Origin of the sequence: Actinomadura sp. SCN-SB (genome assembly GCF_043906805.1) — a bacterium.
Taxonomy (GTDB): domain Bacteria; phylum Actinomycetota; class Actinomycetes; order Streptosporangiales; family Streptosporangiaceae; genus Spirillospora.
On sequence record NZ_JBIMPP010000028.1, the window covers coordinates 64,079 to 85,726 of the forward strand.

Annotated in this window: 17 protein-coding genes and 1 pseudogene; 15 read left to right on the forward strand and 3 right to left on the reverse strand. The window is 72.6% G+C overall.

The annotated features are described in order from the left end of the window. Positions 1 to 269 precede the first annotated feature (269 nt). Positions 270 to 707 (forward strand): DUF3180 domain-containing protein, encoded by a 438-nt coding sequence (locus ACGWYJ_RS19590; protein WP_395107516.1) that lies wholly within the window; start codon positions 270 to 272, stop codon positions 705 to 707. 12 nt (positions 708 to 719) lie between these two features. Here ACGWYJ_RS19590 and ACGWYJ_RS19595 read toward each other — a convergent pair whose 3' ends face one another. Next, positions 720 to 1,868, reverse strand: coding sequence for an NADH-quinone oxidoreductase subunit D (locus ACGWYJ_RS19595; protein WP_395107517.1), 1,149 nt, complete (start codon positions 1,866 to 1,868; stop codon positions 720 to 722). Between the two features lie 217 nt (positions 1,869 to 2,085). Here ACGWYJ_RS19595 and ACGWYJ_RS19600 point away from each other — a divergent pair, with 217 nt between their 5' ends. The 3 genes from ACGWYJ_RS19600 to ACGWYJ_RS19610 all read left to right on the forward strand — a co-directional run bounded on the left by ACGWYJ_RS19600 (position 2,086) and on the right by ACGWYJ_RS19610 (position 5,613). Beyond that, positions 2,086 to 2,739 (forward strand): PH domain-containing protein, encoded by a 654-nt coding sequence (locus ACGWYJ_RS19600; RefSeq protein ID WP_395107518.1) that lies wholly within the window; start codon positions 2,086 to 2,088, stop codon positions 2,737 to 2,739. A 280-nt stretch (positions 2,740 to 3,019) separates the two neighbouring features. After that, the gene (locus tag ACGWYJ_RS19605; protein WP_395107519.1) at positions 3,020 to 4,342 is read left to right on the forward strand and encodes a PH domain-containing protein; all 1,323 of its coding nucleotides are present in this window, start codon (positions 3,020 to 3,022) and stop codon (positions 4,340 to 4,342) included. A gap of 59 nt (positions 4,343 to 4,401) precedes the next feature. Then, entirely contained in the window at positions 4,402 to 5,613 is a 1,212-nt protein-coding gene (locus tag ACGWYJ_RS19610; RefSeq protein WP_395107520.1) for a cytochrome P450, read from the forward strand. Here ACGWYJ_RS19610 and ACGWYJ_RS19615 read toward each other — a convergent pair whose 3' ends face one another. Then, on the reverse strand, positions 5,614 to 6,642 hold the full coding sequence (locus ACGWYJ_RS19615; RefSeq protein WP_395107521.1) for an SAM-dependent methyltransferase: 1,029 nt from the start codon (positions 6,640 to 6,642) through the stop codon (positions 5,614 to 5,616). 143 nt (positions 6,643 to 6,785) lie between these two features. Between ACGWYJ_RS19615 and ACGWYJ_RS19620 the strand changes: the two genes are divergently transcribed. The 11 genes and pseudogenes from ACGWYJ_RS19620 to lysX all read left to right on the forward strand — a co-directional run bounded on the left by ACGWYJ_RS19620 (position 6,786) and on the right by lysX (position 20,331). Continuing rightward, positions 6,786 to 7,985 (forward strand): sensor histidine kinase, encoded by a 1,200-nt coding sequence (locus ACGWYJ_RS19620; protein ID WP_395107522.1) that lies wholly within the window; start codon positions 6,786 to 6,788, stop codon positions 7,983 to 7,985. Next, positions 7,982 to 8,677: a response regulator gene (locus ACGWYJ_RS19625; RefSeq protein WP_395107523.1), complete on the forward strand. Its 696-nt coding sequence runs from the start codon at positions 7,982 to 7,984 to the stop codon at positions 8,675 to 8,677. Before ACGWYJ_RS19620 ends, ACGWYJ_RS19625 begins: the two co-directional genes overlap by 4 nt. A 169-nt stretch (positions 8,678 to 8,846) precedes the next feature. Continuing rightward, positions 8,847 to 9,089, forward strand: a complete 243-nt coding sequence (locus tag ACGWYJ_RS19630) for a chaplin family protein (RefSeq protein ID WP_395107524.1) — start codon at positions 8,847 to 8,849, stop codon at positions 9,087 to 9,089. Between the two features lie 268 nt (positions 9,090 to 9,357). After that, positions 9,358 to 10,134, forward strand: coding sequence for an ABC transporter ATP-binding protein (locus ACGWYJ_RS19635; RefSeq protein ID WP_395107525.1), 777 nt, complete (start codon positions 9,358 to 9,360; stop codon positions 10,132 to 10,134). A gap of 3 nt (positions 10,135 to 10,137) precedes the next feature. Next, entirely contained in the window at positions 10,138 to 12,660 is a 2,523-nt protein-coding gene (locus ACGWYJ_RS19640; protein WP_395107526.1) for an ABC transporter permease, read from the forward strand. A 437-nt stretch (positions 12,661 to 13,097) separates the two neighbouring features. Further along, a complete protein-coding gene (locus tag ACGWYJ_RS19645; protein WP_395107528.1) occupies positions 13,098 to 14,024 on the forward strand; it encodes a Rossmann-like and DUF2520 domain-containing protein in 927 nt (308 codons plus the stop codon). Positions 14,025 to 14,084: 60 nt separating this feature from the next. Further along, a complete protein-coding gene (panC, locus tag ACGWYJ_RS19650) occupies positions 14,085 to 14,978 on the forward strand; it encodes a pantoate--beta-alanine ligase (RefSeq protein WP_395107530.1) in 894 nt (297 codons plus the stop codon). Positions 14,979 to 14,988: 10 nt separating this feature from the next. Further along, a complete protein-coding gene (gene panD / locus ACGWYJ_RS19655) occupies positions 14,989 to 15,405 on the forward strand; it encodes an aspartate 1-decarboxylase (protein ID WP_395107531.1) in 417 nt (138 codons plus the stop codon). A 72-nt stretch (positions 15,406 to 15,477) separates the two neighbouring features. Then, positions 15,478 to 17,945, forward strand: a pseudogene (locus tag ACGWYJ_RS19660) (L-aspartate oxidase). A gap of 14 nt (positions 17,946 to 17,959) precedes the next feature. Beyond that, a complete protein-coding gene (locus ACGWYJ_RS19665; RefSeq protein ID WP_395107532.1) occupies positions 17,960 to 18,742 on the forward strand; it encodes a type III pantothenate kinase in 783 nt (260 codons plus the stop codon). 68 nt (positions 18,743 to 18,810) lie between these two features. Next, positions 18,811 to 20,331 (forward strand): bifunctional lysylphosphatidylglycerol synthetase/lysine--tRNA ligase LysX, encoded by a 1,521-nt coding sequence (gene lysX / locus ACGWYJ_RS19670; protein ID WP_395107533.1) that lies wholly within the window; start codon positions 18,811 to 18,813, stop codon positions 20,329 to 20,331. Between the two features lie 30 nt (positions 20,332 to 20,361). On the opposite strand, the gene ACGWYJ_RS19675 is transcribed toward lysX, so the two are convergent. Further along, complete coding sequence (locus ACGWYJ_RS19675) at positions 20,362 to 21,603, reverse strand: cytochrome P450 (protein ID WP_395107534.1); 1,242 nt, start codon at positions 21,601 to 21,603, stop codon at positions 20,362 to 20,364. Positions 21,604 to 21,648 lie beyond the last annotated feature (45 nt).

Sequence of the window (21,648 nt, forward strand, 5' to 3'; positions counted from 1 at the left end):
GCGCGGCGTCGTCTGGACTGAGGAGTGTAGGGAGCGAGGGACGAGCGACCGGAGCGACGAGGGAAGGCGGCGCCTGAAGGCGCCCCGGAGGTTCGCGGGCAAACACAGCATGAGCGGGCCGGAGGGGCGCGGCGTCGTCTGGACTGAGGAGTGTAGGGAGCGAGGGACGAGCGACCGGAGCGACGAGGGAAGGCGGCGCCTGAAGGCGCCCCGGAGGTTCGCGGGGGCGGTTTGTGAGACCTAGTCGTCCGGCGTTTCTTGCGGTTTTGGTGGTTTTGCCCGCTGTGATTACGTGGGCGGTGCTGGAGGCGGCTTATGTGTCGTTGCCGCCCTTGCCGTGGACGGCGGTGCCGACGTTGTTGCTGCTCGCGCTCGGGGAGGCGTTCACCGGGTGGCATGTGCTGCGTCGGATCCGGCGCAAGCCGGGCACGCAGCCGATGGAGCCGATGGTGGTGGCGCGGCTGGCGGCGCTGGCCAAGGCGAGCGCTCACGCGGCGGCGGTGCTGGCCGGGGTGTTCGGCGGGTTCGCGCTGGGAGTGTCGGATCTGCTCGACAAGACGACGCCCCGCCACGACTTCTTCGTCAGCGGGGGTACGGCGCTGGCCGCGCTGGTGCTGGTGGGCGCGGCGTTCTTCCTGGAGTACGCGTGCCGCGTCCCCAAGGGGCCTGAGGACGAGCACCGGGGCCGGGGAGCGTCCCGAGCCTGAGGTCCCGCCCGCCTACTTGTCGATGTCGCCGACCACGAAGAACATCGAGCCCAAAATGGCGATCATGTCGGCGACCAGGTTGCCGGGCAGCAGCTCCGTCAGCACTTGGACGTTGTTGTACGAGGCGGAGCGCAGCTTCAGCCGCCAGGGGGTCTTCTCGCCGCGCGAGACCAGGTAGTAGCCGTTGATGCCGAGCGGGTTCTCGGTCCAGGCGTAGGTGTGCCCCTCGGGGACCTTCAGCACCTTGGGCAGCCGCTGGTTGATGGGGCCGGGCGGCAGGTCGGCGAGGCGGTCGAGGCAGGCGTCGGCGAGGTCGAGCGAGACGTGCACCTGGTCGAGCAGGCATTCGAACCTGGCCAGGCAGTCGCCCTCGGTGCGGGTGACGACCTTGACGGGCAGCTCGCCGTACGCCAGATAAGGCTCGTCCCGTCGCAGGTCGAAGTCGACGCCGGACGCCCGCGCGATCGGCCCGGACACCCCGTACTGCAGAATCTGCTCGCGGGTCAGGACGCCCACGCCCCGGGTGCGGGCGCGGAAGATCTCGTTGCCCATGATGATGTTCGCGATGTCGTCCATCCCCGCGCGGACCGATGCGACGACGCTGCGGGCGCGTCCCGTCCAGCCGGCGGGCAACTCCTCCTTCAGCCCGCCCACCCGGTTGAACATGTAGTGCATGCGCCCGCCGGAGACCTCCTCCATCACGCGCTGCAGCGCCTCCCGCTCGCGGAAGGCGTAGAAGACCGGCGTGATCGCGCCCATCTCCAGTGGGTAGGAGCCCAGGAACATCAGATGGTTGAGCACCCTGTTGAGTTCGGCCAGCAGCGTCCGCGCCCACACGGCGCGGGAAGGGACCTCCATGCCCAGCATCCGTTCCACGGCCATGACCACGCCGAGTTCGCTGGAGAACGCCGACAGCCAGTCGTGCCTGTTGGCCAGCACGGTGATCTGGCGGAAGTCGCGGACCTCGAACAGCTTCTCCGCGCCGCGATGCATGTAGCCGACGATCGGCTCGGCCTCCGTGATGCGCTCGCCGTCCAGCCTCAGCCGCAGCCGCAGGACGCCGTGCGTGGACGGGTGCTGCGGGCCGATGTTGAGGACCATGTCCTCGGTGGCCAGCTCGCTCGCCCCGGCGCCCACGCCGACGATCCGCTCGGTGGTCATGGCGGGCTCCCAACCGGATTGGTCGCTGCCGTCCCTGTCACGCCTCACATCGTGCCATGCTCGGAGGCTCGCGGTAGTCCGGGCGTTTCCTGTTGACTGGTCCCTGTAGTACCCGGGCTCATCCCGACCAGCCTTGTCTCACACCCTTGTACGAGCAGCCATCCGCAAGCGACAGAGCATCCATGAACCCAAGACGAGTGCCCGTCGCCGGAGCGTCATGAACGCGGGCCACGAGCAGCAGCCACCCCAGCCCGGACCGTACCCGGGGCCGCACCACGGCGCGCAGCCTCCTCAGCCGGGCATGCAGCCGCATTTGGCGCCACCGGCCGATCCGGTCCCCGGTGCCCACGCCGCCCCCATGCAGGCGTCCCCCTACCCGGCCGACCAGGCGTTCGAGCCCGGCGGGGGGCTGCCCTGGTCGCACATCTCTCGGCGTTTCACCTGGCATCGTGGCCTGATGGCGACGCTGACCGGCGTTCCGGTGGGGTTGATCGGGGCGTTCGTGGTGTTCCGCGGCGTTGGGACGATCGGGATGGTCCTCTGGGGGGCGACGGTGCTGCTGGGGGTCGTCGTCGCCTGGATCGTGGCCGAGCTGGCGTACCGCTCGTACGGGTACGCCGAGCGCGCCGACGACCTGATCGTGACGCAGGGCGTGTTCGTCAAGCGGCTGATCGTCGTCCCGTACGGGCGCATGCAGTTCGTGGACGTGACCGCGGGGCTGCTGGAGCGCTGGATGGGTATCGCGACCGTCCGCATGCACACCGCGGCGGCGGCGACCGACGCCGAGATCCCCGGACTGCCCGCGGCCGAGGCCGCCCAGCTACGCGACCGGCTGGCGCAGAAGGGTGAAGAGCGGAGCATGGGCCTATGAATGGGATCTTCCCCAGAAAGGGCCAGAAGGGCGGCAGGGCCGTTTGGGGGATCTCCCCCAGGGGGAAGGCATGACGGGGCCTTACTACGGGTCGTCTGGTGGGCAGCCGCCTTATGGGCCCTACGGGCCTTACGGGCCGCGTCCGCCGTACGGTCCCTACGGGCCACGTCCGCCCGGACCGCCTTATCCGGGGAGGCCGCCCTATGGTCCTGGTCCGTACGGGCCGCCACAGCCGCCCTATGGCCAGCCGCCTTACGGTTACCGTCCCGCCCCGCCACCGGTGCGTTTCTCGGAGGGGACGCACCGGCTGCACCCGGTGACCGCGATCCTCCGGGCGTTCACCATCCTGGTCGTCTATTTCGTCCTGCTGGGTTTCCCGCTGCTCCTGACCCAGACCGAGGAGGGCATCGCGCTGATCCTCTCCCCTGAGGTGATCGCGCGGTTCCTGATCGTGTCGGTGCCGTTCTTCGTCCTGGCGGTGGTGGCGGGCCTGTGGGGATGGCTGGCGCTGCGGTTCCATGTGGACGGGGACGAGGACGACCTCGTGGTGGAGACCGGCCTGCTGCGCAAGCGCAAGCGGCGGATCCCGCTGTCCCGCGTGCAGGCGATCGACGTGGTCCGTCCGCTGATGACGCGGATGTTCGCGCTGGCCGAGGTGCGGGTGGAGCTGGCGGGCGGCGCGCAGAGCGAGATCTCGCTGCGTTACCTCGGGCGGCACGCGGCCCAGCAGTTGCGGGCCGAGCTGCTGGCCCGCGCCGCCGGGCTGCCGGGGCACACTCCCGAGGCCCCGGAGCGGCCGATCTGGCGGGTGCCGTTCGGGGCGCTGCTGGGTTCGCTGGTCCTCAAGCTGCCGGTGCTGGGCACCGGGCTGCTGTTCGTGTTCTCGCTGATCTTCCTGTTCTCCTTCCTGGAGGGCGGGATGCTGGTGGTGCTGGTCCTGACGCTGCTGGGGCTGATCAGGGGTGTGATCGCGCCGCTGGTGATGTACGCCAACTTCACGGTGGCGATGTCGCCCGACGGCGTTCGGCTGCGGTACGGGCTGCTGGAGACGCGGATGCAGACGTTGCCGCCGGGACGGGTGCAGGCGGTCGGTCTGGTGCAGCCGTTGCTGTGGCGGGCGTTCGGCTGGGTGAGGATGGACGTGACCGTGGCCGGGTACGCGGGGGAGCGGCAGGCGTTGTCGTCGGTGCTGCTGCCGCTGGCGCCCCGCCATGTGGCCGTGTACCTGACCTCGCAGATCTTCCCGGGTGCCAATGTGGACGCGGTGCCGCTGCTGCCGGCCTCGTCCCGTGCCGCGTCGGCGGCGAGCGGGGACGGCGCCGGCACCGATGACGTGATCTTCGTGGTGCGGCGGGGGCTGTTCTGCCGCCGCACGGATGTGATCGCGCATGCCAGGGCGCAGAGCGTGCGGCTCACGATGAACCCGTTGCAGCGGCTCCTCAAGCGGGCCACCGTCCATGTGGACGCGCCGCCCGGCCCCGTCCAGGTGTCCGCGGCGGGCCGTGACCTGGGCGAGGCGCGTGCGATCGTGGAGTCCACCGCCGGTCGTGCGCTGGCGGCGCGCCGCACTTCGGGCGACCCCGGCCGCTGGGCCGCCCGCTAGGACCGGCACGCCCGCCACCCGGTGCTGACCAGGTCGGCGGCGCGGCTATCGTGCCCGTTATGAGTGAAGCGGCCTATGACCCCTGGTCACCGGATTTCGTGGCGAACCCGTACCCGGCGTTCGCCACGCTGCGCGCCGAGCGGCCGGTGTTCTTCCACGAGCCCACCGGCCAGTGGGTGATCTCCCGGTACGCGGATGTGGACGCCCTGCTGCGCGACCGCCGGCTGGGCCGCTCGTACCTGCATGTGGCGACCCACGAGGAGTTCGGCAGGGAGCCCGAGCCGGAGTTCCTCAAGCCTTTCTGGGGTCTGATCCGGGCGGGGATGCTGGACGTGGAGCCGCCCGTCCACACGCGGTTGCGGCGGCTGGTGTCCAAGGCGTTCACCGCGCGGATGGTGGAGGGGCTGCGGCCGATGATCCGCGGGCTGGCGGAGGAGCTGGCCGGGGCGCTGGTGGCCAAGGGCGGCGGCGATCTGCTGGCGGAGGTGGCCGAGCCGCTCCCGGTGAACGTGATCGCCGAGATGCTGGGCGTCCCGGAGGAGGACCGGCCGCTGCTGCGTCCCTGGTCGGCCGATATCTGCGGGATGTACGAGCTGAACCCGTCGCCGGAGGCGCAGCGGGCCGCGGTGCGCGCGGCGGTCGAGTTCTCCGGCTACCTGCGGGGCCTGGCCAGGGAGCGGCGCGCGGCGCCCCGCGACGATCTGATCAGCGCGCTGGCCCAGGTGGTGGACGAGGAGGGCGACCGGCTGACCGAGGACGAGCTGATCGGCACGTGCGTCCTGCTGCTGAACGCCGGGCACGAGGCGACCGTGAACGCCACCGGCAACGGCTGGTGGGCGCTGTTCCGCGAGCCCGGCGAGCTGGCACGGCTGCGGGACGACCCGGCGCTGGTCCCGTCGGCGGTGGAGGAGCTGATGCGCTTCGACACCCCGGCGCCGATGTTCGAGCGGTGGGTGCTGGAGGACGTCGAGGTCGGCGGGGTGACGATCCCGCGCGGCCAGGAGGTGGCGTTGCAGTTCGCGTCCGCCAACCGGGATCCGGCGGTCTTCGCCGACCCCGACCGCCTGGACCTGGCCCGCGATCCGAACCCGCACATCACGTTCGGGCTGGGCGTCCACTACTGCCTGGGCGCGCCGCTGGCCCGGATCGAGCTGGCCGAGTCGTACCGGGCGCTGCTGCGGCTGGCGCCCGGGATGCGGCTGGTCGCCGAGCCGCGCTGGAAGCCCGGCTTCGTCCTGCGCGGCCTGCGGGAGCTCCAGGTCGAGATCTGATCAGCGGGCGGTCCGCGTGCCGGTGCCCGATGGTTGGGACAGGCGCGACAGGACGCCCGGGACACCGATTCCCGTGCTCTGCACCAGCCAGCCGAAGCCGCCGAGCCCGCCGGGGTCGATGAGCTCGGCCTCCTCGCCCGCGTGGCTGAGCGCGGCGAGGTAGGCGGGCGGGTCGGTCCGGGCCAGGTCGAGCGGGGGCCGCGCGCCGGTGACGCCGAGCGCGCGCAGCGCCTCCCGCTGGGTGGTGAGCACGGTCTCGGTCGCCCCCGCGCCCTCGCCCGCCACCACGCAGGCGTCCAGGGCGACATGCGCGGTCACGTCGCAGGACCCGTCGGGGACCGCGGGGACGGTGGCGCCGTCGCGGTAGCCGGTCAGCGTTCCGTACGCGGGACGGGCGGCCCGGGTGTGGAAGTAGTCCATCGCCACCGCGAGACCGCGGCGCAGGCGCTCCACGACGGCCGCCCACGCGGCGCAGCGGGTCCTGCCGATCTCGGCGCGGTCTCCCGGCTCCCGCAGAGGCCACCAGCGTTCCAGCCAGTCGGCGTCGTCGGGGCAGGGAAGGGGGCCTGGACGTTCCGCGCCGGTCGCCGGATCGACCAGCACGGTCCGCGGCCCGTCAGGGGTCCGCTCGACCACGTCGAGCGGCACGTTGTCCAGCCATTCGTTGGCGATGACCATGCCGGTGATCTCGGCGGGCAGGTCGTCCCGCCACCGGATCCGTCCGGGGATGCCCGGCGGGCGCGGCGCGAGCTCGACCGCCGTGAGGACGAGCCGCCGGTCCAGGTCGGCCGGGACGCATCCGGCGATGCCCGCCAGGAGCCGGCCGCTGCCCGCGCCGACGTCCACCAGATCGATCCGCGCGGGACGGCCCAGCGCCTCGTCCACCTCGGTCAGCAGCCGCGCGAGGGCCCCGGCGAACCGGCCGGAGGCGTGGACGGAGGTGCGGAAGTGCTCGGCGGGGGATTCCCCGCGCCGGTAGAAGCCGCCCGGCCCGTACAGTGCCCGCTCCATCGCGGTTCGCCACGTCACCCACGCCGCCACAACTGCGACGGTACCGCTCTGGACGCGCCGGTCGTGCACGGCGGGGCCGCGCCTCAGGCCGTCCCCAGGTCGCACATGGGTCAGCCCTGAGACTGATCCGGGACGAGCCACGCGAACGTACCCTTCCATCCATGGCTGGGAGGATCTGGAACTGGTGCCGCGGGATCACGCCGCTGGTCGACCTGTTCCTGGCCTCCCCGCTGTTCCTCCTGTCACTGGGCTACTTCACCGGGCCCGGCTTCGGCCTCAGCGTGAGCGCCTTCGTGCTCATCACCGCCGCCCTGCTGCTGCCGCTGGTGTTCCGCCGCACCTATCCCCGGACGGTGTTCGCGGTGGTCAGCCTGGTGTCGTTCGTCCAGGTGATGCTGGCGCCGACACCGGTGGTGGCGAACGTGGCCGTGCTCATGGGCCTCTACACGGTCGCCGCGGGCCCCTCGTTCCGCTGGGGGCTGGCCGCCCTGGGGGTGGGCCAGCTCGGCGCCGTCCTGGCCGTCCTGAGGTTCGTGAGCGGCGAGACCGACCGGCTCAGCAACCTCGTCGCCCTCTCGGCGATCGTGGCCGGGACCTGGCTGCTCGGGCTGCACATGCGGACGCGGCGGGCGTACCTGCGCTCGGTGGAGGAACGGGCGGCGCGGCTGGAACGCGAGCGCGACACCGAGGTGCAGATCGCGATGGCCGCCGAGCGCGCGCGGATCGCCCGCGAGCTGCACGACGTCGTGGCGCACAACGTCAGCGTGATCGTGGTGCAGGCGGACGGCGCCTCGTACGCCATCGAGACCGACACCGCGCGGGCCAGGGCGGCGCTGGAGGCGATCTCGGCGACCGGGCGGCAGGCGCTGGCCGAGATGCGCCGGATGCTGGGCGTCCTGCGGGAGAGCGACGACGCGGGCTCGTACACGCCGCAGCCGGGCGTGGCGCAGCTGACCGAACTGGTGGAGCAGATCCGCGCCTCGGGGCTGCCGGTGGAGTTCGCGGTGGAGGGCGTGCCGCTGGAGATCTCCCAGGGCCGCCAGCTTACGATCTTCCGGATCGTGCAGGAGGCGCTGACCAACACGCTCAAGCACGCCGGTCCCCGCGCGACGGCGCGGGTGCTGCTGCACTACGGCGACGACGCGATCGAGGTCCGGGTGACCGACGACGGCCGGGGAGCGGCGGCGCTGGACGACGGCAGCGGCCACGGGCTGCTGGGGATGCGGGAGCGCGCGGTGGTCTACGGCGGCGAGGTCGCGGCCAGGCCGCGCGTCGGCGGGGGCTTCGAGGTGATCGCGCGGATCCCCGTCCAGGAGGAGGCGGCGCGCGAGCGCGCACGGCGCGAGGAGGTGCGGCGGTGAGCGACCCGGACGAGCCGGGCCCGGTCCGGGTGCTGCTGGTGGACGACCAGGAGCTGGTCAGGACGGGCTTCTCGATGGTCCTGGACGCCCAGCCCGACATCGAGGTGGTGGGCGAGGCGTCGGACGGCGCGCAGGCGCTGGACAGGCTGCGGACCGTCCCCGCCGACGTGGTGCTGATGGACGTGCGGATGCCGCGGATGGACGGCATCGAGGCCACCCGCCGCATCACCGCCGGCGACGGACCGAAGGTGATCATCCTGACCACCTTCGACCTGGACGAGTACGCGTTCGCCGCGATCAAGGCGGGCGCGGCCGGCTTCCTGCTCAAGGACGCGGGGCCGCGACAACTGGTGGAGGCGATCAGGTCGGTGCACTCGGGGGACGCGGTGGTCGCGCCCAGCACCACCCGGCGGCTGCTCGACCGGTTCGCCGTCCACCTGCCGGACACCGAGCGGGCGGCGAGCGGGAGCCTGGAGACGCTGACCGCCCGCGAGGGCGAGGTGCTGCGGCTGGTGGCCCGCGGGCTGTCCAACGCGGAGATCGCCGAACGGCTGTACGTCTCCGAGGCCACGGTCAAGACGCATATGGGACGGATCCTGATGAAGCTGGGCCTGCGCGACCGGGTCCAGGCGGTGGTCTTCGCGTATGAGACGGGTCTGGTCAAGAGCGGGCAAATCGATGACGCTGGGTAACGTGTGGATTACTTTCCGATGACCGTTCGCCTTCGGTCATGAGAAGGGCTTGGCGTTACCAATCAGTAGTTGGATAACTACCGTACGTAGCGCCACCCGCGCGGGCGGCGCGCACGATGTCAATTCCGCGGGGCCCAGCCGGGGCTCCGCACGTACGGGAGGGTTGCACGTGCTCAAGAAGCTCACTGCCACAGGCGTTCTCGCCTTCGCCGTCACCGGCGCGGCCATGGCCGCCGCGGCGCCCGCCAACGCCGGGACCGGCAACAACGGCGTCAACGTCCTGTCCGGCAACCAGGTGATCGCGCCGGTCACGGTGGTGACCACCGTCTGCGGTAACGCGATCAACGCCGTCACGGTGCTCTCCGGCGCGGTGGGCACCTGCGGCGACGAGGTCAAGGGGCACTACCGCTGATTCGGTCGGCCCCTCGACCCTGACCGGGGCGCCGGAGACTCGCACGGGGGGTCTCCGGCGCCTCGCCGTTTCCGGCGGGCCCTCGCGTGATCAGCCTGCGAGCGGACGGCGTCGTACGACTCAAGTCGTACACGGGGGCCGCCGTCCGTCTTGGCGGCGACGCCGATCGCAGCCGCGGGGGCGATGGCACGGCGGGCCGCGGTTCCTAGCGTGGGAGCGGTCGTCAGGCCCCCGCCCGCCGGGGGCTCGCACCGAGGAGCCAACCACCATGACCAGTACGTTCACCGGCCCGCCCGGGGAGGCGCCGAGCGCCGGGGCGGCCTCCGCGGCGGTGTCGGCCATCGACGTCGCCAAGGTGTACGGGACGGGCGACGCGGCCGTCCACGCCCTGCGCGGGGTGACCGTCGGCTTCGCCGGCGGCGCCTTCACCGCGATCATGGGGCCGTCCGGGTCCGGGAAGTCCACGCTGATGCACTGCCTGGCCGGGCTCGACACCGTCAGCGGCGGCCGGGTGCTGCTGGGCGACGCCGACCTCACCCGGCTGGGCGACCGGCGGCTCACCCTGTTGCGCCGCGAGCGCGTCGGGTTCGTGTTCCAGGCGTTCAACCTGCTGCCCACGCTGACCGCCGAGGAGAACATCCTGCTGCCGCTGAGGATGGCCGGGCGCCGGCCGGAGCGTGCGTGGTTCGACCAGGTCGTGGACGTGGTCGGGTTGCGGGACCGGCTGCACCACAGGCCCAGCGAGCTGTCGGGCGGCCAGCAGCAGCGGGTCGCGTGCGCGCGGGCGCTGGTCTCCCGCCCCGACGTGATCTTCGCGGACGAGCCGACCGGCAATCTGGACTCCTCCTCCGGCGCCGAGGTGCTGGGCTTCCTGCGCACGTCCGTCCGGGAGATGGGGCAGACCATCGTGATGGTGACGCACGACCCGGTCGCCGCCTCCTACGCGGACCGGGTGGTGTTCCTGCGGGACGGCCTGGTCGTCGGCGAGCTGACCGAGCCCACCGCGGCGACCGTCCTCGACCGCCTCAAGCACCTGGGCGGCTGAGCGATGCTGCGCACCACACTGGCGGGCCTGCGGGCTCACAAGCTGCGGCTGCTGCTGACGGCGGCGGCCATCACCCTCGGCGTGGGGTTCATCGCGGGCACCTTCGTCCTGACCGACACGCTCGACCGGGGCATCCAGCGGGACTTCGCCCAGTCGGCGGGCAAGGTGGACGCCGCGGTGCTCCCTCCCGGCGGGATCGCCGAGGGGGGCGAGGACGCCGAGGGACTGCCCGCGAGCCTGCTCGCGAGGGTCCGCGCCGTGCCGGGCGTGACCGACGCCCAGGGCATCGTGCGCGGGAACGCCCCGCTGGTCGGCCGGGACGGCAAGGTCGTGGGCGACGTCCCGACCCTCGGGGTGTCGGTCCTGGGCGGCCGGTTGCAACGCCAGGAGCTGGACCGGGGCCGCGTGCCGTCCGGGCCTGGCGAGGCCGTCATCGACACCGGTCTCGCCAAGCGCGAGGGGTTCGCCGTCGGCGACACGATCACCGTGCTGGACCCCGGTGAGCGTCCGCGCCGGTTCGCCCTCGTCGGCCTCGTCGACCTGGGGCTGGACGCCGACGCGAGCAACCGCGGCGTGGTCGGCTTCGATCCCGCCACGGCCGCCCGGATGACGGGTGAGACCACGTACGACGAGATCGACGTGATGGGCGCGACCCCGGCCGCGGTCAAGCGGGTCGTGGGACCGGCGGGCGAGGTCCTCTCCGGCTCGGCGCTGGCCGACCGGCTGGCGCAGACGGCGGGCGCCGACACCACGGTCATCCGCGCGGGCCTGCTGCTGTTCGCGCTGGTCGCGATGCTGGTGTCGGCCGTGGTCATCTACAACACCTTCGCCATCCTCGTCGCGCAGCGGACGCGGGAGATGGCGCTGCTGCGCTGTGTCGGCGCCACCCGCCGCCAGATCTTCGGCGGCGTGGTCCTCGAAGCGTTCGTCGTGGGCCTGGTCGGCTCCCTGCTCGGCCTGGCGGCGGGCCTCGGCCTGGGCGCGGGAACGCTGCTCCTGCTGAACGCCTCCGAGTCGATCGGCCCCGGCATTTCCGTGGGCGAGGTCGCGCTGACGCCCCTCGCCGTGGTGGTGGGGCCGGCGGTGGGCGTGATCGTCACCGTCCTGTCGGCGCTTCTCCCGGCGCGCGCCGCCACGCGGGTCGCGCCGGTCGCGGCGCTGCGCTCCGAGCCGGAGCCGGGCAGCGCCAGGTTCCGGCTCGGTTGGCCGCGGCTGGCCGTGGCCGTGCCGCTGGGCGGGATCGGCGCGGCGGGAGCCCTGTACGGCGCGCTGAGCATGGACAAGGGCTCCTCCGCGATGTACGTGGTCGCGCTCTCCGGCGGCCTGGTCTTCATCGCCGTGGTCGCGCTGATGCCGGCACTGATCCGTCCCCTGGGCCGGCTGGTCGGCGCGCCGCCCGCGTGGGCGACCGGCGTGCCGGGCCGGCTGGCCGTGGAGAACGCCCGCCGCACACCGAAGCGCACCGCGACCACCACCATCGCCCTCACCATCGGCGTCGGGCTGATGTCCCTGTTCGCGGTGATCGCGGCCAGCGGCAAGGCGCAGGCCGACCAGCGGCTGGCCGAGCAGTTCCCGGTGGACTTCCAGCTCCAGCCCCAGCTCTCCACCGGGAGCCGGATGCCGCACGCCCTGGCCGAGGCGCTCCGCACCCGTCCCGAGTTCTCGGCGGTGATCGAGCAGCGGGGGATCAACGCCCGCGTCGGCGAGAGGGAGGGCCGGGTCATCACGTTCACCGACGGAGCGCTCGGCGGAGTGATCAAGCCGGAGTTCGAGAGCGGCTCCCTGCGCGACCTGCGTCCCGGCACCGCCCTGGTGGACGCCGGCACCGCCAAGGCGCGCGGGCTGCGCACCGGCGGTACCGTGACGATCACTCCGAGCAGGGGTCCGGGCGCCCGGCTCACGGTGGCCGGGATCTACGGCTCCGACACGCCGTTCAACGGCGTGGTCCTGACCGGCGCCGACTTCGACCGGACCTTCGAGGTCGGGGACCCGTCCCGGATCTTCGTCAAGGCGGACGCGTCCATACCCGCCGACCGCGCCCGGATCGCCGTGGAGGAGGCGTCCCGCCCGTACCCGACCGCCAGGGTCATCTCGCAGGCGGAGCTCAGGGAGGCGTTCACCGGCGCCATCGACACCATCCTGATGATCTTCGGTGCCCTGCTGGGGCTGGCGATCGTGATCGCGCTGTTCGGCATCGCCAACACGCTGACGCTGTCGGTCGTGGAGCGCACCCGCGAGTCGGCGCTCCTGAGGGCGCTGGGCCTGACCCGGCGCCAGCTACGCCGGATGCTGTCCGTGGAGGCGGTGGTCATGGCCGTGATCGGGGCGCTGACCGGAGTGGTGCTGGGCGTGGCGTTCGGATGGGCCGCGACCCGGGCCATGGCCGAGTCCGCGGTCTTCGCCCTCCCCTTTTCGCAGATCGCCGGCTTCACGGCGCTGGCGGGAGTGGCGGGCGTGCTGGCCGCGGTCCTCCCGGCCCGCCGGGCCGCCCGAGCCTCGATCGTGCGGTCCCTGTCCTACGACTAGGCGGGACGAACTCAGCCCCACCGCCCGTACGGGTGGGCGGTGGGGCTGAGCCGTTGGCGGAGCGAGGGGGTCCTCACTCCGCGTGACCGACGCTACTCAGAGTTATCTTTCGCAGGTAGGAAAGGGCAAGACTTCGTGGCAAGCCACCGAGAAATATGGCGCCGCCGCCAAGGGTTCTGTAACGTCCGGTAGCCGGACCCTTGCCGGATGGTCAGCAACAACCTCAACCCGCCCGCTCAACCACGAACGGCGCCCAAGCGTCGCGATCGCGACCGGAGGGCAGGGGCGAGCGAAGCGAGACCCTGATCGCGAAGCGGTGCCGGAGAAGGAGGGCGGCCGACGCCCGACGCCGTAGGCATCGCCCATGAGCACAGCGCGGCTTGCGCTTGCATAAGCTAGCACCGTCCGGTACCTGGCTGAGGACTGGAACGAGGTCAATGGATCGAGAGCCCACGCCGCCGTCCGGCACGCCCGGGAACGGGGGCCGTCCCGAGGATCGTCCCGCGCGGCTGGCGGTCGGGATCGTCGGCGCGGGACGTGTCGGCACGGCGCTGGGGGTCGCGCTCAATCGCGCGGGTCATCGGGTGGTGGCCGCCGCCGCGGTCTCCGACCGGTCGCTGCGGCAGGCCGAGGCGCGGCTGCCGGGCGCGGTCCTGGGCACGCCGCAGGAGGTCGTCCGGGCCGCCGATCTGGTGTTGCTGACCGTGCCCGATGACGCGCTGGCGGATCTGGCCGCGGGCCTGGTGGCCACCGGGGTGCCGGTGGAGGGGAAGCTCGTCGCGCACACCAGCGGCCGGTACGGCGTCGGGGTCCTGGAACCGATCACGAGGGCGGGCGGGCTGCCGCTGGCCCTGCATCCGGTGATGACGTTCACCGGCCGTCCCGACGACGTGAACCGGCTGACCGGCATCGCGTTCGGGGTGACCGCGCCCGATCCGCTGCGGCCGGTCGCCGAGGCGCTGGTGCTGGAGATGGGAGGCGAGCCGGCCTGGATCGCGGAGGACCGCCGCCCGCTCTACCACGCGGCACTCGCCACCGGCTCCAACCACCTGGTCACGCTGGTGGTGGAGGCGATGGACCTGCTGACCCGGGCGGGTGTCGCCGAGCCCGGCCGGATGCTCGGCCCGCTGCTGGGCGCGGCGCTGGACAACGCGCTGCGGCTCGGCATCGACGGGCTCACCGGCCCCGTCGCGCGCGGCGACGCGGGCACCGTCGCGGATCATGTCGCCGAGCTGGCGCAGGTGTCGCCGGAGAGCCGGGCCGCGTACGTCGCCCTGGCCCGGCTGACCGCGGACCGGGCCCTGGCGGCCGGCGTGCTCAGGCCCGAGGACGCCGAGCGGCTGCTGGAGGCCCTGGCGGACTGATCCGGGGACCCGAAGTGTGACCGGCACTCGTGGAGAGGCCGGATCGATCGAGGAGGTTCAGTGGACACGGTGTCGTCCAGGGGGACCGGCGAGGCGCCGGTCGTCGTGCGGACGCGGGCGGAACTGGCCGCCGCGCGTTCGGAGGTCAAGGGCACTCTGGCACTGGTGCCGACCATGGGCGCCTTGCACGAGGGCCACCGGTCGTTGATGCGGCATGCGCGGGAGAAGGGCGACACGGTGGTGGTGAGCATCTTCGTGAATCCGCTGCAGTTCGGCCCGGACGAGGACTTCGACCGCTACCCGCGCACGTTCGACGACGACCTGGCGGCGTGCACCGCGGAAGGCGTGGATCTGGTGTTCGCGCCGTCCCGCGAGGTGATGTACCCGCACGAGCCGCAGGTGACGATCAGGTCGGGGCCGATGGGCGAGGTGGTCGAGGGCGCGGCGCGGCCGGGGCACTTCGACGGGATGCTGACCGTGGTGATGAAGCTGTTCCAGCTCGTCCGCCCCGATGTGGCGTTCTTCGGGCAGAAGGACGCCCAGCAGCTCGCCATGATCCGCCGGATGGTCGCGGATCTGGACGTGCCGGTGCGGGTGGAGGGCGTCCCGACGGTACGGGAGCCGGACGGCCTGGCGCTCTCCAGCCGCAACCGCTATCTGTCGCCCGAGGAGCGGAAGACGGCGCTGGCGCTGTCGCGGGCGCTGCGGGCGGGCGAGGAGGCCGCCGAGGCCGGGCCGGACGCGGTGGTACGCGCCGCCAGGGCCGTCCTGGACGAGGCGGTGACCGCCGATCCGCCGCTGCGCCCGGACTATCTGGTGCTGGTGGATCCCGCCACGTTCACCGAGGTCGGCGGCTCCTACTCGGGGCCGGCGGTGCTCGCCGTCGCGGGACGGGTCGGCACCACCCATCTGATCGACAACGTGCCGCTGCGCTTCGGCCCTTCGGCCGCCTGAGGAGGGTCCGATGTTCCGGACGATGTTCAAGTCGAAGATCCACCGTGCCACCGTCACCCAGGCCGACCTGCACTACGTGGGGTCGCTGACGGTCGACCGGGACCTGATGGACGCCGCGGACCTGCTGCCCGGCGAGCAGGTGCAGGTGGTCGACATCGACAACGGCGCCCGGCTGGAGACGTACCTGATCGAGGGGGAGCGCGGCTCCGGCGTGATCGGGATCAACGGCGCCGCGGCCCGGCTCGTCCAGCCCGGCGACCTGGTGATCATCATCAGCTACGCGGCGATGAGCGACGCGGAGGCCCGCGCGTTCGTGCCGAAGGTCGTCCATGTCGACCGGACCAACTCGATCATCGCGCTCGGCGACGACCCCGCCGAGCCGGTCCCGGGCTCGGACCAGGTGCGCGGCGATCGGGCGGTCACCTGACGGCACCCCGCCGACGGGCCGCCCCAGGGGTTAATGTCACAATGACGAAAATCGAGCCCTGGACGGTGCGTCATGATCCCTCGTCGTTTGACCGCCCCCGAACCCGGCTGGACGCGGCCCGCCGACATCGTCGTGATCGGCTCCGGCATCGCCGGTCTGGTGGCGGCGCTGCGGTGCCGCCCGCACGGGCGGGTGCTGCTGGTCACCAAGGCGCTGCTGGACGAGGGGTCCACGCGCTGGGCGCAGGGCGGGATCGCCGCCGCCCTCGCCCCGGACGACAGCCCGGACGACCATCTGGCCGACACCCTGACGGCCGGGGTCGGGCTGTGCGACGAGGCCGCCGTCCGCGTCCTGGTCACCGAGGGCCCGGACGCGGTGCGGCGGCTGATCGAGCTGGGCACCGAGTTCGACCGGGAGGACGACGGCGGCATCGCGCTGGCCCGCGAGGGCGGCCATCACCGGCGGCGGATCGCGCACGCGGGCGGCGACGCCACCGGCGCCGAGATCAGCCGCGCCCTGCTGGCCGCGCTCAAGGAGGCGCGCGTCGAGGTGATCGAGCACGCGGTCGTCCTCGACCTGCTCAAGGACGGGGACGGCCGCGCCGCCGGGGTCACCCTGCACGTGATGGGCGAGGGCCAGCCGCACGGCGTCGGCGCGGTGCGCGCGCGAGCGGTGGTGCTGGCCACGGGCGGCCTTGGGCAGGTGTTCTCGGCCACGACCAATCCCGAGGTGTCGACCGGTGACGGCGTGGCCCTGGCGCTGCGTGCCGGTGCCGCGGTGACCGACCTGGAGTTCGTCCAGTTCCACCCGACCGTGCTGTGGCTCGGCGAGGGGGCGCGGGGACGGCAGCCGCTGATCTCCGAGGCGGTGCGGGGCGAGGGCGCCCATCTCATCGATCACGCCGGGGAACGGTTCATGCTGGGCAGGCACGAGCTGGCCGAGCTGGCGCCGCGCGACGTGGTCACCAAGGGGATCATGACCAGGATGCGGGAGACGGGGGCCTCGCACATGCTCCTGGACGGGCGGCACCTCGGCGCGCTCACCTGGGAGCGGCGCTTCCCGACCATCCTGGCCGCGTGCCGCCATCACGGGATCGATCCCGTGAAGGAGCCGATCCCGGTGGTCCCGGCCGCTCATTACGCGAGCGGAGGCGTCCGGACCGACCTGTACGGGCGCACGTCCGTCCCGGGCCTGTACGCGTGCGGCGAGGTCGCCTGCACCGGCGTCCACGGGGCCAACCGGCTCGCGTCCAACTCGCTGCTGGAGGGCCTGGTCTTCGCCGAACGCATCGCCAGGGCCCTGCCGGACGACCTGGCCACGCCCGGGGAGCCCGCGGAGCCCGTCCCGGGCCACGGACTGCTCTCCCCGGACACCCGTGCCGAAATCCAGCGGATCATGACCGCGCGCGCGGGCGTCCTGCGCGACGCCGAGGGACTCGCCGCCGCCGAACGGGAGCTCCACGCCCTGACCGCCCGCGAGGGCGCGCCGGGCGTCGGGTCGTGGGAGGCCACCAACCTGCACGCGGTCGCCACCGCGATCGTGACCGCCGCGCGCCGCCGCGAGGAGACACGGGGAAGCCACTGGCGCGAAGATCATCCCGACCGCGATGACACCACCTGGTCGACCCACCTGATCACCACGGTGACGCCGGAGGGGGAACTGACCACCACGAAGGGGAGCTCATGAGGGACGAACTGGAGGCCGGGCTGCGGGCGGCGGGACTCGATCCACAGGCTGTGGAGAACCTGGTCCGCGCGGCGCTGGCGGAGGACGGCGAGGCCGATGTGACCAGCGAGCCGATCTTCGCTCCGGACGACACCGCGAGCGGCGACCTCACCGCGCGCCAGGACGGCGTGGTCGCCGGGATCCCGGTGGCCGCGGTGGTGTTCGACCTGCTGGGCGTCGGGTACGTCGCCAAGGCGGCCGACGGCGACCGGGTGACGGCTGGCCAGGTGCTGCTGTCGGTGAACGGGCCCACCCGGTCCGTGCTGCGCGCCGAGCGGACGGCCCTCAACCTGCTCACCCACCTGTCCGGGATCGCGACCGAGACGCGGCGCTGGGTGGACGCCGTCGCGGGCACCAAGGCCAGGATCCGCGACACCCGCAAGACGCTGCCCGGCCTGCGCGCCCTGCAGAAGTACGCGGTGCGCTGCGGAGGCGGCGTCAACCACCGGATGGGCCTGCACGACGCGGCGCTGGTCAAGGACAACCACGTGGCCGCCGCCGGTTCGGTCACCCGCGCGTACGACGCGATCCGCGCGATCTACCCGGCGCTGCACGTCCAGGTCGAGTGCGACACGCTCGACCAGGTGGACGAGGCCATCGCGGCCGGTGCCACGTCCCTGCTGCTGGACAACATGAGCGACGAGGAGATGGCCGAGGCGGTGCGGCGCGTCGACGGGCGCGCCGAGCTGGAGGCGAGCGGCGGGCTGACGCTCGACCGGGCTCGAGACGCGGCCGTGACCGGTGTCGACTACCTTGCGGTGGGTGCGCTCACGCACTCGGCGCGCGCGTTCGACATCGGCCTTGACTTCAGCTGACCAGCGGGGACCTGATGCTGCTCACCATCGACGTCGGTAACACCCACACCGTCCTCGGCCTGTTCGAGGGCGAGGAGGTGATCGAGCACTGGAGGATCAACACCGATCCGCGGCGCACCGCCGACGAGATCGCGGTGGTCCTCCAGGGCCTGGTCCAGCAGAGCCCGCTGCTGGCCGACACCGACATCAGCGGCATCGCGCTGTGCTCCACCGTCCCGTCCGTCCTGCACGAGATGCGGGAGATGTGCCGCCGCTACTACGGCGACGTGACCGCGGTGATCGTGGAGCCGGGGGTGAAGACCGGCGTCCCGGTCCGGATGGACAACCCCAAGGAGGTCGGCGCGGACCGGATCGTGAACGCGCTGGCCGCCGTCCACCTGCACGGCGGCCCGGCGATCGTGGTGGACTTCGGCACCGCCACCACCTTCGACGCGGTGTCCGCCAAGGGCGAGTACGTGGGCGGCGCGATCGCGCCCGGCATCGAGATCTCCATCGACGCGCTGTCGCGGCGCGGCGCCCAGCTGCACAAGATCGAGCTGGTCAGGCCGCGGAGCGTGATCGCCAAGAACACGGTGGAGGCGCTGCAGTCGGGGATCATCTTCGGCTTCGCCGGCCAGGTGGACGGGATCGTGGGGCGGATGTCGCAGGAGCTGTCCGCCGATCCCGACGAGGTCACCGTGATCGCGACGGGCGGGCTGGCGCCGCTGGTGCTGGAGGAGTCGCACCGCATCGACGCCTTCGAGCCGTGGCTGACGCTGGTCGGGCTGCGCCTGATCTACCAGCGCAACACGTCCTGAGCCGGGCCCGCGGGGCGCCCTCGGGAAGTCGTTCGCGGGGCGTCCCGGCACGTCGATAGCCTTGAGCCGTGAGTGACGAGACCGATTCCACCACCGATCCCGCGTACGAGAGCCTTCCGGAGCAGATGCGCGTGCGCCGGGAGAAGCTCGACCGTCTCCGCGAGAGCGGCATCGACCCGTACCCGGTGAACTTCCCCCGCACGGCGACCCTCGCCGAGGTGCGGGAGAGATATCCCGACCTTGAGCCGGGCACCGAGACGGGCGACAAGGTGGGTGTGGCCGGTCGCGTCATGCTCATCCGCAACACCGGCAAGCTGTGCTTCGCCACCCTCCGCGACGGCACGGGCGAGCTGCAGGTGATGCTGTCGCTGGCCAACGTCGGGCAGGACCAGCTCGACCTGTGGAAGCGCGAGGTCGACATCGGTGACCACGTCGGCGTCGAGGGCGAGGTCATCACCTCCCGGCGGGGCGAGCTGTCGGTGCTGGCCGACCGGTTCGCGATCACGTCCAAGTGCCTGCGCCCGCTGCCGGAGAAGCACGCGGGGCTGACCGACCCGGAGGCGCGGGTCCGGCAGCGGTACGTGGACCTGATCGTCAACGACGAGGCCCGCGAGATGGCCCGGATCCGCAGCGCCACCGTGCGGGCGGTCCGCGACTTCTGGCACGAGGAGGGGTACCTCGAGGTCGAGACCCCGATGCTGCAGCCGATCCACGGCGGGGCGGCGGCGCGTCCGTTCGTGACGCACATCAACGCCTACGACATGGACCTGTACCTGCGGATCGCCATCGAGCTGTACCTCAAGCGGCTGGTGGTGGGCGGCATCGACAAGGTCTTCGAGATCAACCGGAACTTCCGGAACGAGGGCGCGGACTCCACGCACAACCCGGAGTTCACGATGGTCGAGGCGTACGGCACCTACCTCGACTACAACGACATGGCCGACCTGACCCAGCGGATGTACCAGCGGGCGGTGGTCGCCGCGCTGGGCACCACCGTCGTCGTCCACGGCGGCGAGGAGTACGACCTCGGGCTCGCGCGGTGGCCGCGGATCACGCTGTACGGCGCCGTGTCGGACGCGCTCGGCGAGGAGGTCACCCCGCACACCCCGCTGGAGGACGTGCGCAAGCTCGCCGACTCCAGGGAGATCCAGTGGGACCCCAAGTGGGGGCAGGGCAAGCTCGTCCAGGAGCTGTTCGAGGAGCTGGTCGAGCACACGCTGGTGCAGCCCACGTTCGTCATGGACTACCCGCTGGAGACCTCGCCGCTGACCCGGCAGCACCGGGAGGAGCCGCTGCTGACCGAGAAGTGGGACCTGATCGGGTTCGGCACCGAGCTGGGCACCGCGTACTCGGAGCTGGTCGATCCGATCGAGCAGCGCCGGAGGCTGACCGAGCAGTCGTTGCTGGCCGCCGGGGGCGATCCCGAGGCGATGCAGCTCGACGAGGACTTCCTGCGGGCCCTGGAGTACGCGATGCCGCCGACCGGCGGGATGGGCGCCGGGATCGATCGGATGATCATGGCGTTCACCGGCAAGAACATCCGCGAGACGATCCTGTTCCCGCTCGTCAGGCCGGACCGCGCGGAGTAGCGGGCGCCCATGCCCCTCTCACCGGCCTCCTCACCGGAGGGCCGGGCGGCCGCCCCCGATGGTCGCGGGGAGGGCGGAGAGGCCCCGTAGGACGAGATTGTCGCGGTAGGTGAGAGGAACGTCGGCCAGGGCCACATCGCGCTCGAAAAGGCGTCTCAGCGCGATCCGCCCCTCCAGGCGGGCCAGCGGGGCGCCGAGGCAGAAGTGGATCCCGTGCCCGAACGCCAGATGCCGGGGAGCCTCGGCGCGTCCCGTGCCGGCACCGGCGTACCGGGTGAGGTCCAGCCGGTCGGGGTCGCGGAACACGGCGGGGTCACGGTTGGCGGCCCCGAGGATCAGCAGCACCATCCCGCCCTTCGGGACGGGGGTGCCGCCGACGACCCGGTCCTCCAGCGCGGAGCGAAGCGTGAGCTGCACCGGCGGGTCGTACCGCAGCAGCTCCTCGACGGCGGCGGCCGACTCGTCCGGACGCTCGCGGAACCGGGCGAGCTGGTCCGGGTGCCGCAGCAGGGCCAGCGCCCCGTTCCCGATCAGGTTGACGGTGGTCTCGTGCCCCGCGACCAGCAGCAGGACGCAGGTGGCGAGCAGATCGGCCTCGGAGAGCACCTCGCCGCCGTCCGACACCGCCACCAGCGCGCTGAGCAGGTCGTCCCGCGGCTCGGCACGGCGCCGCGCGGCCAGCTCGGCGAAGTAGCCGGCGAACTCGGTGCGTGCCTCCTCCCGCTTCGCCAGGTCGTCGGCCGGCAGCAGGAAGTCGGGGTCCAGGCCGCGGGCGAGGGCGTCCGACCAGCCCTTGAACAGGTCGCGGTCCTCGGGCGGCACGCCCAGCAGCTCGCTGATCATGATCACGGGCAGCGGGTAGGCCAGCGCGGCGAGCAGGTCGACGGGCACGCCCTCCGGCAGGGCGTCCAGCAGGTCGGCGACCAGTTCCTCGACGCGCGGGCGCAGCCGTTCGATCAGCCGGGCGGTGAACGCCTTGCCGACCAGGCGGCGCAGCCGCGTGTGGTCGGGCGGGTCCATGGTCAGGAACGAGCGCCGGCGCGCGGGGGCGTCCCGCCAGACGACGCCCTCGGCGGGGCGATGGCCGAAACCGGGATCGCGCAGGACCTGCTCGCACAGCTCGTGCCCGGTGGTCACCCAGAGCCCCGCGGGGGTGCGGGCGAGCGAGCGGGCGGCGTCCAGCTCGCGGTAGCGGGAGTACGGGTCGGCGCGGAAGGACGGGGCGAACGGGTCGAAGCCGAGGATCTCCGCCGGCCCGATGACCTCAGTCATGCCCCAAGCATCCCGGTATTGAACGGCCTGTCAACAGCCCCGCCG

Excerpts from the sequence above, each read along its gene's own strand:
- ACGWYJ_RS19645 (WP_395107528.1), top strand. The coding sequence starts at position 13,098 with ATGGATCGAGAGCCCACGCCGCCGTCCGGCACGCCCGGGAACGGGGGC.
- ACGWYJ_RS19665 (WP_395107532.1), top strand. The coding sequence starts at position 17,960 with ATGCTGCTCACCATCGACGTCGGTAACACCCACACCGTCCTCGGCCTG.
- ACGWYJ_RS19635 (WP_395107525.1), top strand. The coding sequence starts at position 9,358 with ATGACCAGTACGTTCACCGGCCCGCCCGGGGAGGCGCCGAGCGCCGGG.
- ACGWYJ_RS19595 (WP_395107517.1), bottom strand. The coding sequence starts at position 1,868 with ATGACCACCGAGCGGATCGTCGGCGTGGGCGCCGGGGCGAGCGAGCTG.
- ACGWYJ_RS19610 (WP_395107520.1), top strand. The coding sequence starts at position 4,402 with ATGAGTGAAGCGGCCTATGACCCCTGGTCACCGGATTTCGTGGCGAAC.
- ACGWYJ_RS19640 (WP_395107526.1), top strand. The coding sequence starts at position 10,138 with ATGCTGCGCACCACACTGGCGGGCCTGCGGGCTCACAAGCTGCGGCTG.
- ACGWYJ_RS19675 (WP_395107534.1), bottom strand. The coding sequence starts at position 21,603 with ATGACTGAGGTCATCGGGCCGGCGGAGATCCTCGGCTTCGACCCGTTC.
- panD (WP_395107531.1), top strand. The coding sequence starts at position 14,989 with ATGTTCCGGACGATGTTCAAGTCGAAGATCCACCGTGCCACCGTCACC.
- ACGWYJ_RS19620 (WP_395107522.1), top strand. The coding sequence starts at position 6,786 with ATGGCTGGGAGGATCTGGAACTGGTGCCGCGGGATCACGCCGCTGGTC.
- ACGWYJ_RS19600 (WP_395107518.1), top strand. The coding sequence starts at position 2,086 with ATGAACGCGGGCCACGAGCAGCAGCCACCCCAGCCCGGACCGTACCCG.